The 14,417-nt window shown below is 66.8% G+C and carries 13 protein-coding genes; 6 read left to right on the top strand and 7 right to left on the bottom strand.

From position 1 onward, the window contains the following. Positions 1-8: 8 nt before the first annotated feature. From PSTAB_RS13400 to PSTAB_RS13390, 3 genes are all read right to left on the bottom strand, one after another. Complete coding sequence (locus PSTAB_RS13400) at positions 9-1,793, bottom strand: copper resistance system multicopper oxidase (protein ID WP_013983329.1); 1,785 nt, start codon at positions 1,791-1,793, stop codon at positions 9-11. Between the two features lie 279 nt (positions 1,794-2,072). Next, the gene (locus tag PSTAB_RS13395; RefSeq protein WP_011913821.1) at positions 2,073-2,519 is read right to left on the bottom strand and encodes a DUF411 domain-containing protein; all 447 of its coding nucleotides are present in this window, start codon (positions 2,517-2,519) and stop codon (positions 2,073-2,075) included. A gap of 20 nt (positions 2,520-2,539) precedes the next feature. Next, positions 2,540-2,803: a heavy-metal-associated domain-containing protein gene (locus PSTAB_RS13390; protein WP_013983328.1), complete on the bottom strand. Its 264-nt coding sequence runs from the start codon at positions 2,801-2,803 to the stop codon at positions 2,540-2,542. Positions 2,804-3,012: 209 nt separating this feature from the next. Between PSTAB_RS13390 and PSTAB_RS13385 the strand changes: the two genes are divergently transcribed. Then, positions 3,013-3,696: a heavy metal response regulator transcription factor gene (locus tag PSTAB_RS13385; protein ID WP_013983327.1), complete on the top strand. Its 684-nt coding sequence runs from the start codon at positions 3,013-3,015 to the stop codon at positions 3,694-3,696. After that, positions 3,693-5,057, top strand: a complete 1,365-nt coding sequence (locus PSTAB_RS13380; protein ID WP_013983326.1) for a heavy metal sensor histidine kinase — start codon at positions 3,693-3,695, stop codon at positions 5,055-5,057. Before PSTAB_RS13385 ends, PSTAB_RS13380 begins: the two co-directional genes overlap by 4 nt. Here the strand turns inward: PSTAB_RS13380 and PSTAB_RS13375 are convergent, their stop codons facing one another. Both PSTAB_RS13375 and PSTAB_RS13370 read right to left on the bottom strand, forming a co-directional pair. Then, a complete protein-coding gene (locus tag PSTAB_RS13375) occupies positions 5,058-6,380 on the bottom strand; it encodes a sensor histidine kinase (RefSeq protein WP_013983325.1) in 1,323 nt (440 codons plus the stop codon). After that, on the bottom strand, positions 6,377-7,054 hold the full coding sequence (locus PSTAB_RS13370) for a response regulator (protein WP_013983324.1): 678 nt from the start codon (positions 7,052-7,054) through the stop codon (positions 6,377-6,379). Before PSTAB_RS13370 ends, PSTAB_RS13375 begins: the two co-directional genes overlap by 4 nt. 138 nt (positions 7,055-7,192) lie before the next feature. On the opposite strand from PSTAB_RS13370, the gene dsbD reads away from it, so the two are divergent. Genes dsbD through dsbG form a run of 3 tightly spaced genes read left to right on the top strand, consistent with a single transcriptional unit; the run spans position 7,193 to position 10,508 of the window. Continuing rightward, a complete protein-coding gene (dsbD, locus tag PSTAB_RS13365) occupies positions 7,193-8,929 on the top strand; it encodes a protein-disulfide reductase DsbD (protein WP_013983323.1) in 1,737 nt (578 codons plus the stop codon). Then, positions 8,929-9,744: a TlpA family protein disulfide reductase gene (locus tag PSTAB_RS13360; RefSeq protein WP_013983322.1), complete on the top strand. Its 816-nt coding sequence runs from the start codon at positions 8,929-8,931 to the stop codon at positions 9,742-9,744. Before dsbD ends, PSTAB_RS13360 begins: the two co-directional genes overlap by 1 nt. Beyond that, positions 9,741-10,508: a thiol:disulfide interchange protein DsbG gene (gene dsbG, locus PSTAB_RS13355; RefSeq protein WP_013983321.1), complete on the top strand. Its 768-nt coding sequence runs from the start codon at positions 9,741-9,743 to the stop codon at positions 10,506-10,508. The genes PSTAB_RS13360 and dsbG overlap by 4 nt, the downstream gene beginning before the upstream one ends. A gap of 106 nt (positions 10,509-10,614) precedes the next feature. Here the strand turns inward: dsbG and PSTAB_RS13350 are convergent, their stop codons facing one another. Next, positions 10,615-11,286: a DUF4197 domain-containing protein gene (locus PSTAB_RS13350; RefSeq protein ID WP_013983320.1), complete on the bottom strand. Its 672-nt coding sequence runs from the start codon at positions 11,284-11,286 to the stop codon at positions 10,615-10,617. Between the two features lie 145 nt (positions 11,287-11,431). On the opposite strand from PSTAB_RS13350, the gene PSTAB_RS13345 reads away from it, so the two are divergent. Next, the gene (locus PSTAB_RS13345; protein ID WP_013983319.1) at positions 11,432-11,896 is read left to right on the top strand and encodes an N-acetyltransferase; all 465 of its coding nucleotides are present in this window, start codon (positions 11,432-11,434) and stop codon (positions 11,894-11,896) included. On the opposite strand, the gene plsB is transcribed toward PSTAB_RS13345, so the two are convergent. Next, on the bottom strand, positions 11,854-14,355 hold the full coding sequence (gene plsB / locus PSTAB_RS13340) for a glycerol-3-phosphate 1-O-acyltransferase PlsB (protein WP_013983318.1): 2,502 nt from the start codon (positions 14,353-14,355) through the stop codon (positions 11,854-11,856). The two genes, PSTAB_RS13345 and plsB, sit on opposite strands and share 43 nt — an antisense overlap. Positions 14,356-14,417 lie beyond the last annotated feature (62 nt).

Genomic DNA, 14,417 nt, shown 5'->3' with positions numbered 1-14,417 from the left:
CTTCTCCGTCATTCCTCTACGCGGACTTCACGGAACATTCCGAGGTCCATGTGCATCAGCATGTGGCAGTGGTAGGCCCAGCGGCCGAGGGCGTCTGCTGTGACGCGGTAGCTGCGTTTCGAGCCCGGCGGCATGTCGATGGTGTGCTTGCGCACCAGGAAGTCGCCGTGTTCGTCCTCCAGGTCACTCCACAGCCCGTGCAGGTGAATGGGGTGGTGCATCATGGTGTCGTTGACCAGTACGAAGCGCACCCGCTCGCCGTACCGGAGGCGGATCGGCTCGGCGTCGGCGAAGGGAATACCGTCGAACGACCAGGAGAAGCGCTCCATGTGGCCGGTCAGGTGCAGTTCGATGGTGCGGCCCGGTTCGCGGCCATCCGGGTCGGCGAAGGCGCTGCGCAAGTCGGCATAGGTCAGCACGCGCCGGCCGTTGGCGCGCAGGCCGATGCCCGGGTCATCCAGCTTGGCCACCGGCATCATGGTCTGCATGTCCACCAGAGGGTTGTTGGTCTCGCTGGCCGGATGTGCCTGCATCCTGCTGCCATCCGAGCCCTGGCCCATGGCGGCATGGTTCATCTGGCCGTGATCCATCGCGCCATGGTCGCCGTGTCCGGCATGGGCGTCATGGCCCTGCGCAGGCGTTGCGGCAGCCTGGCCATGGGCGGCGTGATCGCCATGACCCATGTCGTCCATGGTCAGTTCGGGGCGCGGATCGGGGTTGGGCACCGGGGCCTGCAGGCCTTCGCGCACGGCCAGCGTGCCGCGGGCGTAGCCGCTGCGGTCCATGGCCTGGGCGAAGAGGGTGTAGGCGTGCTGGCTGCCGTCCGGCTCGACGATCACGTCATAGGTTTCCGCCACCGCCAGGCGAATCTCGTCGACCGTTACCGGCTCGATGTTCTGCCCGTCCGCGGCGACCACGGTGAGCTTGAGGCCGGGGATACGGAAGTCGAAGTAGCTCATCGCCGAGCCGTTGATCAGGCGCAGGCGGATGCGCTCGCCGGGCCGGAACAAGCCGGTCCAGTTGGCATCCGGGGCCTGGCCGTTGAGCAGGTAGGTGTAGGTCGCGCCGCTGACGTCGGCGAGATCGGTGGGCGACATGTTCATCTTCGCCCAGGCCCAGCGGTCGCTGAAGGTCTTGCGCCAGCCCTGGTCGGCGACATCGTTGATGAAGTCGCCGACGGTGCGGCGGCCCTGGTTGTAGTAGTCGGCCTGCTTCTTCAGCTTGGCCAGCACGCGCGCCGGGCTCTCGTCGGTCCAGTCGGAGAGAAACACCACATAGTCTCGCTCGTAGGCGAACGGCTCCGGCTCCTCGGGATCGATGATCAGCGGGCCGTAGACGCCGAGCTGCTCCTGGAAGCCCGAGTGGCTGTGATACCAGTAGGTCCCGCTCTGCTTGACCTTGAAACGGTACTCGTACATGCCGTCCGGCGCGATGCCGGCGAAGCTGAAGCCGGGCACGCCGTCCATGTTGGCCGGCAGCAGGATGCCGTGCCAGTGGATCGAGGTCTCCTGCGGCAGGCGGTTGCGCACGCGCAGGGTCACGGTGTCACCCTCGCGCCAGCGCAGCAGCGGGCCGGGAATGCTGCCATTGATGGCCATGGCGGTGCGCCGGCGGCCGGTGAAGTCGACGCTCATGGAGTCGATGGTCAGGTCGAATTGGCTGCCGCTGAGTACCGTCGGCTGGCCGGGGCTGGTCAGCGCCCAGACGGGCTGGCGCCACAGCCCGAGTCCGGCGAAGGCGCCGCCTGCGGCGAGGCTTTTGACGAAGGTGCGCCGAGAGCTGGTCGAGTGCATGCTGGTCCTGTTCATGTGCGATGTGGCTGCGCTGGACAAACAGTCGCAGCAGTCCTGTCGCTCACCATAGCGCGGCGCATCTGACGACAAGCTGAGCCGAACATTACGGTTCTGTCAGCTTGCTGGCCGGGAGGCTTTTGACGGCAGCTTGACAGGGTAAGCGAGCGGGCCGTTTGGTCTGTCACCGCGCCTGGCGACGACACCTGCGGCCGGATGGCGGCAGACAGGGTGCCTGCCGAGGGTCGGCCCGTGCGCTGCCGCCCGCCAGGCGAGCTTCTTTCAGCGAAGTGGCTGGCTGCCGAGATAGTCGCCCAGCGCCAGGTCGCGGCCCTGACTGGTCAGCCCGATCACCTGATAGCGCTGGTGCGGTTGGCCGTAGTCCATGCCCGGCGAGCCGGCTGGCATGCCCGGTACGGCGACTCCGGCCAGATCGTCGCGCTGCTGCAGCTCGCGGATCGCCGCCACCGGCACGTGGCCTTCGACGAACTTGCCGCCAATCACGCCGGTATGGCACGAGCCCAGGCGCGGCGGCACGCCGAGGCGCTCCTTGACCGGCAGCATGTTGACTTCCACATGGTCGCGCACCTCGAACCCATTGGTTTCCAGATACTTGATCCAGTCCTTGCAGCAGCCGCAGTTGGCGTCCCGGTGTACATCGATGACCTCGGCGGCCTGAGCCGCCCCGGACATCAGCAGTGCGGCGAGTACGGTGAGATGAGGTTTCATGCGTTTCTCCAGATCTGAGTTCAGCTGCAGCAGCAACCGCCGCTACATCCACCGGTGCGTGCGGCCGAGGCGCTGCGACGGTCGAGGGTTTCGGCGGGGTATCCGGCTTCGGCGAGCGCTGCGATCAGGTTTGCGTCATCGGCACTGCCGTCGATCCGAACCAGGCCGCCGGCCAGGTCCACTTCGACGCGTTCGACACCCTCCAGCGTCTGCAGCGCCGCGGTGACATGCCTGACGCAGCCACCGCAGCTCATGCCGGTGACCTTGAGTCGAATACTGTTCATGGGTGGTTCCTCGCTTGCCAGTTCCAGGGAGCTGGCGCGATGCTCGACCTTGACGCCATGGCAAGGTCAAGCCTGATGTGCTGGGCCTCACGCTAACGCGAGCGGCCTGACGGGAGGCTGAGCGCAAGATTACTTTTCTGTCAGCTTCGTGGCGCAGCGGTGTGCGGCGCTGCCACACTTGCACCGTCCACCACCGATGGAATATCCGCATGAAACTGCTGGTCGCCGAAGACGAGCCGAAAACCGGCACCTACCTGCAGCAGGGGCTGAGCGAGGCCGGCTTCACCGTCGACCGCGTCACCAGCGGCACCGATGCGCTGCAGCACGTGTTGAGCGTGCCCTACGACCTGCTGATCCTTGATGTGATGATGCCGGGTCTGGACGGCTGGGAAGTGCTGCGACTGGTGCGTGCCTCGGGCAACGAGGTGCCGGTGCTGTTCCTCACCGCGCGGGATCGTGTCGAGGACCGGGTCAAGGGGCTGGAGCTGGGAGCGGATGACTACCTGGTCAAGCCGTTCGCCTTTTCCGAGCTGCTGGCGCGGGTACGCACCCTGCTGCGGCGCGGCAATGCGACGGCGCTGCAGACCCAGCTGCAGGTGGCCGACCTGCAGGTCGACCTGCTCAAGCGTCGCGCCACGCGCGCCGGTCAGCGCATCGACCTGACCGCCAAGGAGTTCGCCCTGCTGGAACTGCTGTTGCGCCGGCGCGGCGAGGTGCTGCCCAAATCGCTGATCGCCTCGCAGGTGTGGGACATGAACTTCGACAGCGACACCAACGTCATCGAGGTGGCGATCCGCCGGCTACGGGCGAAGATCGACGATGGCTTCGAACCCAAGCTGATCCATACCGCGCGCGGCATGGGCTACATGCTCGACGAGCCGGACGCGCCATGATCCGGCTGTCGCTCACCGCGCGGCTGAGCCTGATGTTCATGCTTGCGGTCACCGGCGTGCTGGCGGCGGCCGGCTATTTCTTCGGCCAGCTCAGCGAGCATCACTTCGATGAGCTGGACCGCCACACGCTGCACGAGAAACTCGAGGCGAGCCGACGTCTGCTGACCGGCCTGGACGACCTGGAGCACTTCGAGCGCGTGCGGCCGCAGCTGCAAGTGCTGTTGGACGGCCATAGCGAGATGCGCGGCTTCGTTTTCGACGAGGCCGGCACACAGCTCTTCCCCCGACCGGAGCAGCAGGCGGCGGAGCCGTCGCTGCTCATGCTGATCGGCGAGAACGAGGGTGAACTGACGCTGGAGGGCCGCGTCTGGCGGGGCGAAGCGGGGCATGTCGAGGTGGGAGGGCGGCGCCTGACGCTGCTGGTCATGCTCGATGTGACCGCGCACAAGGCCTTCTTCCATACCTTCAGCGGCTGGCTCTGGGCGGCGCTGGTGCTGTGCGCACTGCTCAGCGGGCTGCTCGGCTGGCTCCTGGTGCGCAGCGGGCTGCGGCCGCTGCGCGAGGTCACCCAGGTGGCGGCCTCGGTCTCGGCCAAGTCGCTGCGCGAGCGCATTCCCGATGACTCGACGCCGGCAGAGCTGCAGCAGCTGGTACAGGCCTTCAACGCGATGCTGGCGCGTCTGGAAGACGCCTTCGTGCGACTGTCGAACTTCTCGGCCGACATCGCCCACGAGCTGCGCACGCCACTGAGCAACCTGATGACCCACACCGAGGTGGCGTTGACGCGCGGGCGTTCGCTGGAGCAGTACCAGGACAACCTGCATTCCAACCTTGAGGAACTGCAGCGCATGTCGCGGATGATCGACGACATGCTGTTCCTCGCCAAGGCCGACAACGGCCTGATCGTTCCCGATGCCAAGCCGGTGGCGCTGGAGCAGCTCTGTACGCAACTGCTCGACTACTACCAGCTGCCGGCGGACGAGCGCGGCGTGCGCTTCGAGCTGTCCGGTGCCGGCACGATTCAGGGCGATCTGCTGATGCTGCGCCGGGCGCTATCGAACCTGCTGTCCAATGCGCTGCGCTACACCCCCGACGGCGAGCGCATCCGGGTGGCCATCGAGCGCGGCGCGGGCCAGGTGACGCTTGAGGTGAGCAATCCCGGCGCGACCATCGCGACCGAGCATCTGGAGCGCTTGTTCGACCGCTTCTATCGGGTGGATCCGGCGCGCCGCGAAGGCAGCCCGAGCAATGCTGGCCTGGGGCTGGCGATCACCCGTTCGATCGTTCAGGCCCATCAGGGTCGTATCCATTGCACTTCCGCGCAGGGCCGGACGTCTTTCATGCTGGAATTCCCGAACTGATCAGCGCTGCAACGGCACCGTCAGTGATACGCGCAGGCCGTCGGCCTGGCTGTCGAAGGCGAGGGTACAATCGCAGCGTTGCGCGATCGCCTGGACAATGGCCAGGCCCAGGCCGCTGCCACTGCTGGCGGCGTGTCGCCAGAAGCGCCGGGTCAGGTGCTCGAGATGCTCGGCGGCGATGCCCGGCCCCTGGTCGCGTACTTCGAAGCGTACTCGCCCGGCTTCAGGCTGCAGAGACAGCGTGACGGCGCTGCCCGGCGCGGTGTGGCGCTGGGCATTCTCCAGCAGGTTGCGCAGCGCGGCGATGGCCAGCACCGGGGGCATGGCCAGCGGCGTGTCGGGCAATTCCGCCGGGATCTGCAACAGGATCGGGGCGCCGTCCCCGCCACTGGCGTCCTGAATCGCCAGCCGCGCGACCTCGGCGGCCGTGCACTGCAGGCCATCGTCGAAATCCAGACTGCCTTCCACCCGGGCCAGCAACAACAGCTGTTCCAGTGTGCGCTGCAGGCGATCGGCACCAGCTTCGGCGTTGGCCAGCGCCTGTTCGGCAGCGGCGCCTTCGGTCATGCGTGCCACCTGCAGGTGGGTCTTGATCGCCGTCAGCGGGCTGCGCAGCTCGTGGGCGGCGTCACCGGTCAGTCGGCGTTCGCGTTCGATGGCCTGGGCGATGCGCTGGAACAGCTGGTTCTGCGTCTGCACCAGCGGCAGCAGCTCCGCCGGCAGACCTTCGACCGGCAAGGGTTCGAGGGAATCGGCGCTGCGTCGGGACAGGGCCTCGCGAATCCTGCGCAGGGGCGCCAGCCCACGGCCCAGGCCAAGCCAGAGCAGACCCAGGCTGCCGAGCAGGGCGACCGCCACGGGCAGCGCCGCCGCCAGCAGCACCGAGCGTTTCAGCGCGGCACGCTCATCCAGGCGATCGGCCGTGGTGATGCGCAGTTCGCCTTGCACCAGCGTGAAGCTGCGCCAGGGCACGCCGTCGATCAACTGGTCGCGAAAGCCGCTCTGCTCGGCGTCCAGCTGCTGGTCGGGCGCACTGTGGCTGCGCGCCAGCACCTCGCCACGCAGCGAGCTGACCTGGCAGGCCAGGCCGTTAGGGATGCCCAGTTGCTCGGCGCTCAGACGCTGCGGCGGGCCGTCGCCGGGCACCGGCTGCGGCAACTGCACCAGCAGGCCGGCGACCATGCGCGCCGAGGCCGCCAGGCGCTGGTCGAGCGAGAGCATCATCTGGCTGCGCAGATCGACCAGCATCCAGGTCGCAGCCAATGCCCAGAGCAGCACGAAGGCCGAGCCGAGCATCAGGGTCAGGCGCAGGCGCAGGCTCATGGCGCGTCCTCGTCGCCTGCGAGGCCGAGGCGGTAGCCGAGGCCTCGGACGGTTTCGACGATGCCGCTGCCGAGCTTGCGGCGCAGATGGTGGATATGCACGTTCAGAGCGTTGCTCTCGACGTCGTCGGCAAAACCGTAGACCGCGTCCTTGAGCTGCTCGCTGCTGAGCACCCGGCCCTGGTTGTTGAGCAGTGCCTGCAGCAGTGCCTGTTCACGGCGCGACAGGTCGACGAGGCGGCCGTCCAGGCGTGCTTCGCAGCGGCTCGGGTCGTAGCTCAGCCGGCCATGTTCGATGAGGTTGACGCTGCGCCCGGACATGCGCCGCATCAGCGTGTGTAGGCGCGCGGCCAGCTCGCGCAGGTCGAACGGCTTGAGCAGGTAATCGTCGGCACCCGCCTGCAGGCCGGTGACCCGGTCGCTGACCGCATCGCGCGCGGTGAGCACCAGCACCGGCAGCTCCAGGCCCTGCTGGCGCAGGCGTCGCAACAGGGCGAGGCCGTCTTCGTCGGGCAGGCCGAGGTCGAGGATCAGCACATCGAAGTGCGCCGCACGCAGCAGGGCTTCGGTAGCCGCCGCGGTCGCGGCATGGTCGACAATCAGGCCCTGGGCGTTGAGCCCGGCGACGATACCGCTGGCGATCAGCGCGTCGTCTTCGGCAAGCAGCACGTGCATGGGGAGGGTCCGCAGAAAATGCTCAAGGGTGGACCTTAGCGATTAAGGCAGCGTTATGCAGCTCGTGCCATGGCGTTAATGGCGCGTTAATCCCGCCCCGGCATGCTGCGCGGCAGTCATTTCTCGGCCAGGACTCGCATGCGCATATTGGTTCTTCTGTTGTTTCTGCTGACGCCCGGCTTGGCGCTGTCGGCCGGTGGTCTGTTTGGCGGCGGCTCGCAGGGTGATTTTCTGCCGGTGGACGAGGCATTCGCGCTGACGGTCAGTCGGCAGGAGAACGGCGCGACGCTGCTGCACTGGCGGATCGCACCGGGCTATTACCTCTATCAGCAGCGTCTGCAGTTCGACGGCCTGCCGCCGGAGCGCCAGCCGCCGCTGCCCGAGGGGGAGCCCTACAGCGACGAGTTCTTCGGCGACTCGCAGATCTACCGCGACAGTCTCGAACTGCTTATCCCGCCGGGCATGGAAAACAACGTGCGTCTTGGCTGGCAGGGCTGCGCCGATGCCGGGCTCTGCTATCCACCGCAGACCCGTGAAGTTTCGCTGAGCGGTGACGGCTCCACCTCGACAGCCTCCGCGCAGGCCGAAGATCAGGCATTGGTCAGCGGCCTCGAAAACCAGGCTCTGGTGTGGAGCCTGCTGGTGTTCTTCGGCCTCGGCCTGTTGCTGGCCTTCACACCCTGTTCGCTGCCGATGCTGCCGATCCTGGCGGGCATCGTGGTCGGCAGCGGTGCCACCTCGCGCCGTGGTTTTGCCCTGGCGGCGACCTACGTGGTCAGCATGGCGCTGGTCTACGCCGGGCTCGGTGTGCTGGCGGCGCTGCTCGGCGCCAACCTGCAGGCGGCGCTGCAGCAGCCCTGGTTGCTGACGGGTTTCGCCGTGTTGTTCGTGCTGCTGGCGCTGCCAATGTTTGGTTTGTTCGAGCTGCAATTGCCGGTGGCGCTGCGTGATCGCCTGCAGCGTGTCGGTGATCGCCAGCGCGGGGGTAGCCTCGCCGGCGCTGGCGCGCTGGGCGTGTTGTCGGGCCTGCTGGTCGGCCCCTGCATGACCGCACCGCTGGCCGCCGCGCTGCTGTTCATCGCACAGAGCGGCAGTGCGCTGCAGGGTGGCCTGGTGCTGTTCGCGCTGGGCCTGGGCATCGGCACGCCGTTGCTGTTGCTGGTGACGGTTGGCCAGCGCTTTCTGCCCAAGCCGGGCGCCTGGATGGATCGGGTCAAGGTGGTTTTCGGTTTCCTCTTCCTCGCGGCGGCGCTGTTCGTTGCGCGTCCGTTGCTGGCCGACTGGCTGTGGCTGGGCCTGTGGGGCGCGCTGCTGGTGGTGCTCGCCATCGCCTTGCTGCATGTGGCGCAGGCGGTGCAACGCCAGCGCGTACTTTGTCAGGCAAGCGGCGTGCTGCTGGGGCTGTGGGGCGCGGCGATGCTGCTGGGTGCCGCCGGCGGCGCGGATGATCCGCGTCGTCCGCTGGCGATCTATGCCGGCGGCGTGGCGACGGCCACGGCTGTCGAGTCCCACGCGCTCGGTTTCAGCGACCCTGCGGTGCTCGATCGCGAGCTGGCGGCAGCCAAGGCGCAGGGCCAGTGGGTACTGGTCGATTACTACGCCGACTGGTGCGTCTCCTGTAAGGTCATGGAGAAGGAGGTCTTCGGCAATGCCGAGGTGCAGGCGAGCCTGGACGGTGTGCGCGTGCTGCGCCCCGACGTGACCCGCAGCGACGCCGCCAGCCGCGAATTGCTGGACCGCTACCAGGTGCTCGGCCCGCCGACGCTGCTGTGGATCGGCCCGGATGGCGTCGAGCGTCGCGATCGCCGCATCACCGGCGAGATCGGTGCCGGGGGCTTTCTGCAGAACTGGAACCAGACCCGGGAGCGAGGTTGATGCTGACTGTGAATATCGGGCCGCTGGCCCTGGCGGTGCCCCATGTATTGCTGCTGGGCAGCCTGCTGCTGGCGACCTTGACCGGCTGGTGGGTCGGCCGGCGCAGCGAGCGCAACCCGGAGCGGCAGCTGTTTCGCCTGCTGCTGGTGGCGCTGCTGGTGGCACGCCTGGCCTTTGTCGCGCTGTACTGGGCGTACTACCGGGATGACTGGCTAAGCGTCATCGATATCCGCGACGGTGGCTTCATCGCCTGGCCCGGGCTGGTCGCTGCGCTGGCGTTGGGCATCTGGTGGGGCTGGCGCGACCGCGAACTGCGCAAGCCGCTGGGTATCGCGCTGACGGTGGGAATCCTCAGCTGGGGCTTCAGTAACCTGGCCTGGCATTCCTTCGAGCAAGGCACGCGGTTGCCGGACATGGCCCTGCGCGACAACCAGGGGCGGCCGGTTGCGCTGGAGGACTACGCCGGCCAACCACTGGTGATCAACCTCTGGGCGACCTGGTGCCCGCCGTGCCGGCGCGAGATGCCGGTACTCGCCGACGCCCAGGCACGGGAAAGCGACACCCTGTTTCTGTTCGTCAATCAGGGCGAGGGGGAGGGGGAGATCAACCGCTTCCTGGAAACCGCAGGGCTGAGTCTCGATAACGTCCTGCTCGACAGTGGCGGGCGCCTCGGGCAGCACGTGGGCTCCACGGCGCTGCCGACCACGCTGTTCTACAACGCCGATGGCCGCCAGGTCAGCAGTCATCTTGGTGAACTCTCGCACGCCAGCCTGGCGCGCGCGCTGGAAAAACTGAAAGAGGAAGCTGCGCAGTGATTCGATTCAAGCCGTTACCCTACCTGCTGGCCGGCGTCAGCCTGCTGGCCCTGCCCATGGCGCAGGCCGAGGAATTGCCGGAGGCGATCAAGGCCGTCGAGGCGCGTGGCGCCGAGGTCGTCGGCCGTTTCGAGGCACCCGGCGGGCTCAAGGGCTATGCCGCGCGTTACAACGGGCAGGGCATGGCGCTGTATCTCACCCCGGATGGCGAGCACGTGCTGATCGGTAGCCTGCTCGATGCAAAAGGCGATGACCTGACCCGCGCGCACCTGGAGAAGCTGGTCTACGAACCCCTGGGCAAGGAAATGTGGACGCGCATGGAGAACAGCACCTGGATCGCCGACGGCAAGGCCGACGCGCCGCGCATTATCTACATGTTCAGCGACCCTAATTGTCCGTACTGCAATATGTTCTGGAAGCAGGCCCGGCCCTGGGTCGAGTCGGGCAAGGTGCAGCTGCGGCACATCATGGTCGGCATGCTGCGCGCCGACAGTGCCGGCAAATCCGCCGCGCTGCTCAGTGCCAGGGATCCTCAGGCAGCGCTCAATGAGCACGAGGCGGCCGGCAAGGCGAGCAAGCTGAAGGCGCTGGAGAAGATCCCGGCAGCACTGGAAAAACAGCTCACCGACAACCTGATGCTGATGAGCGAACTGGGCGCCCAGGCGACTCCGGCGATCTTCTACCTCGACGACAACGACCGTCTGCAGCAGCACCAGGGCGCGCCGCGCCCCGATGCGCTGGATACCATCATGGGGCCGCGCTGACGCGGCGCTAGGGATGCGTGGAAAAGCGCTGCGCGCGTTTTCCACCCAATAGACACCGGGTGGATGGTTGAAGCCATCCACCCGGTAGGCGACTCGCTAGTACGCATCAAAGCGCGCCGAATACCTTCTTCGCCAGGCTGGTGGCCGCCGCGGCGGGATTCTTGCGAATGCTCGCCTCCTGCTCGGCAATCACCGTGAACAGGCCGTTGAGCGCCTGTTCGGTCACATAGCTTTCGATATTGGCGTAGTTGCCGTTCAGCCCCGCCGGCACCTTGGCCGCCACCGCGTTGTACTGCTGCGCCAGGCCGACCTGGTCGGTGGCCTGCTTGACGATGGGCAGGAACCTGGCGCGGATCTGTTCGCGGCTGGATTTGTTCAGGTACTGGGTAGCCGAATCGTCACCGCCAGCGAGAATCGCCTTGGCGTCCTGCACGGTCATCTTGCGCACGGCATCGAGCAGCAGCTGCTGGGCCTCGGGCACGGCCTTCTCGGCGGCGAGGTTCATGCTGTTCTCCAGCTGCTCGACCTGCGCGCCCATGCCGAGCATCTTCAGCATCCGCGAAGCCTTGCCGATGTTGCCCGGCAGCTCGATGCGCACGTCCGGATAGCTGCTGAAGCCGCCAGGGCGGCCGAGCTGCTGCACGGCGACCTTGGCGCCCTGGCTCAAGGCATCCTTGAGGCCGGCGCTGGCGTCACTCTGGGTCAGGTCGGCGAGAGATAGGGCGAAGGCGCTGGCGGACAGGAGCAGGCCGGCGACTAGCGTGGTGATGCGATACATGGTGATTACCTTGCTGGCAGGTGGAGTGTGTCTGGCGTCTTAACGCCGCTGGGTTCTTGCATTGATGCTAGTGGATTACCGGCGGCGCGACATCCCGGCGACGATGCGCTACCGTCCTGCCCTTCGCCGTTCTGGAGAGCCGTACATGATCCGCCCCAACCGCCCCGATGACCTGGAAACGCTGCTGGGCATCTGGCTCGAGGCATCCTGCCGTGCCCATGATTTCGTCGAGCGCGGCTTCTGGGAGGCGCGGCTGGATGACATGCGCAACCTCTATCTGCCCGCTGCGCAGACCTGGGTCTACGAGCGGGATGGCACGGTGGTCGGCTTCGTGTCGCTGCTCGATGACGTCCTGGCCGCTATCTTCGTGGCGCCAACGGAGCAGGGCCATGGCATCGGCTCGGCGCTGCTCGAGCACGCCAAAGGCCTGCGCGAGCGGCTGAGCCTGACCGTTTATGCCGCCAACGGCGCCAGTATCGCCTTCTACCATCGCCACGGTTTCCAGATCGCAGGCGAGCAGCTGGACGCGCACACCGGCCACCCGGAGCGGGTGATGACCTGGCAGCGTCAGGCGTCGGTTGCAGGCGGCGGTGAATCGCTTTCGTCGTGATGACGCTCCAGCGCGACCTGACGGATCGACAGGCGAATCTCCGCCGGTAGCACGCGCTTGGCCGCGCCCTCGGCCAGTTCCGCGAGCTTTTCGTGATAGCCGAGTCGGCCGTTTTCGTCGGGGCTGACCACGCCTTGTTCCTGCATGCTCTGGATGAAATGGCGGAACAGCGCCTTGTCGAAGAACTCCGGCGCGTTGAGCCCGTGGAGAATCGACAGGCGTTGGGCCATGACCGTGCAGAGGTTCTCCAGTTCCTCGGCGCTCAGGCTGTGCTGGCCGCTGTTGAGCAGCAGCGAGGTGGCCATGTAGAAACGTTGCAGGGTCTGCACTACCACCCGCGCCAGCAGGGTGAGCAGCACGAACTGCCGCGAACTCGGCGCCGGGCGCACGTAGTGGTTGCCGTCCACCTTGAGCAGGCCCCGCTCGACGAAGGCCGCCAGCCACTGATCGACCACCGCTTCCAGCTCCTCGACCTCCCAGCGCATGAACAGCTCGGCACGCAGATAGGGGTACAGCGCCTCGGTGAAACGCTGGATCTGCTCGCGGCTGATGCGAGAGCTGCTCTGGAAGAAGCTCGCCAGCAGTGCGGGCAGGGCGAAGATATGCATCACGTTGTTGCGGTAGTAGGTCATCAGGACGGCATTCTGCTCGTCCAGATAGAGGATGTTGCCCAGCGCGTCCTTCTGCTCGGCGAGCAGGTCGAGGCTCTTCACGTAGGCGATCAGCGCGTTGCCGTCGCCCTCCGGCAGCGTCGTGTGTGGCGAGTAGGGCACCGCGCGCAACAGCGCCTGATACAGATCGAGGATGCGTGCCAGGGACTGCTGGTCCAGCGCCTGACGGCTGGTGGAGAGCATCGCCAGCGCCACCAGATTGACCGGGTTGACCGCCGCCGCCTCGTTGAGGCGCTGGGCGATGCGCTCGGCCAGGTGGTTGGTGGCGTCGTTCAGCCACTGCGGGCGATAGTCCGGCGCATAGGCCTGCTGGCGCCAGCCGGGTTGCTCCTGCTCAAGGAATTCGTTGAGCTTGAGCGGCTCGCCGAAGTTTACCCAGACCTGCCCAAAGCGCTGCTTTAGGGCGCCGATGACCTTGAAAATGTCGAAGATCGACTCCTTCTTCTTCGCCGCGCCGCGCAATTCGCCGAGGTAGGTGCGGCCCTCCAGCACCCGCTCGTAGCCGATGTAGACCGGCACGAAGAGGATCGGCAGGCGCGACGAGCGCAGGTAGCTGCGCAGGGTCAGCGCCAGCATGCCGGTCTTGGGTTGCAGCATGCGGCCGGTACGCGAACGCCCGCCTTCCACGAAGTACTCGACGGGGAAGCCGCGGGTGAACAGGTTGTGCAGGTATTCGTTGAACACCGAGGTGTACAGCGGGTTGCCCTTGAACGAGCGGCGCATGAAGAAGGCACCGCCGCGGCGCAGCAGGCTGCCGATCACCGGCATGTTGAGGTTGATGCCGGCGGCGATGTGCGGCGGGGTCAGGCCGTTGCGAAACAGCAGGTAGGAGAGCAGCAGGTAATCGATGTGGCTACGGTGGCAGGGCACGTAGATCACTTCGTAGCCGCGGACGGCGTCCTGCAAGGGCTCGATATGGTTGACGCGGATGCCGTCGTAGATCTTGTTCCAGAACCAGGACAGCACAACCTCGAGAAAGCGCACCGCCGTGTAGGCGTAGTCCGAGGCGATCTCGTTGCCATAGCGCAGCGCCTTGGCCTCGGCCTTCTCGATGGTGATCTTCTCGCGTTCGGCTTCCTCGCGAATCGCCTGGCGGACCTGCGGTGCGTGCACCAGGCCCTTCACCAGATTGCGCCGGTGCGACAGGTCCGGCCCGATCACCGCGGTTTTCTGGTTGCGGAAGTGCACCCGCAGCATGCGATGGACCATGCGCAGTGTGCGCTCGTGCCCCTTGTTCTGGGCGATGAGTTCGTTGAGCTGGATCGGCGCGGAGAACTGCACGCGCGTCTTGCGCCCCAGCACCAGGATGCTGAGCAGCTTGCGCAGGCGCCCGGTGACCGCCCAGCTGTCGGCGAACAGCAGCTTCCAGGCGCTGGTCTCGCGATTCGGCGACTGCCCCCAGAACACGCTGACCGGAACGATCTGCGCGTTCTCTACCGCGTTGTGCTCCAGCGCGCCGACCAGCCGCACCAGCGCCGGTGGCGCGACCAGGCGGGTACGCCGGCCGAACCAGCTGGGTGCCGGATTGAGGAAGAAGAAGGCGGCCGGCTCCACCAGTTCGCCCACCGCCACATCGGCCACCGGGCGTGGCAGCCCGGCCTTGCTGCACTCGGCATCGAGCACGGCGAGATCGCTCAGCGAGGGTTGCTGCAGCACATAGAACACCGGCTTGCTGCGATCCAGCTTGAGGGTGAAGGCGGACTGGTTGATGGTCTCCGAGCGCACCCAGGTGTACAGCACACGGCGCACCAGGGAGAAGATCAGACGGCGAACGGGGGAGCGGGTCATACGGCGGATTCGACTGTGGAAGGGGCGGAGCCCTCGAAGGCGGCAAGTGTGCCCCAAGCGAG

Source organism: Stutzerimonas stutzeri (genome assembly GCF_000219605.1).
Taxonomy (GTDB): Bacteria; Pseudomonadota; Gammaproteobacteria; order Pseudomonadales; family Pseudomonadaceae; genus Stutzerimonas; species Stutzerimonas stutzeri.
This window is presented reverse-complemented; position numbering and strand designations above follow the sequence as displayed.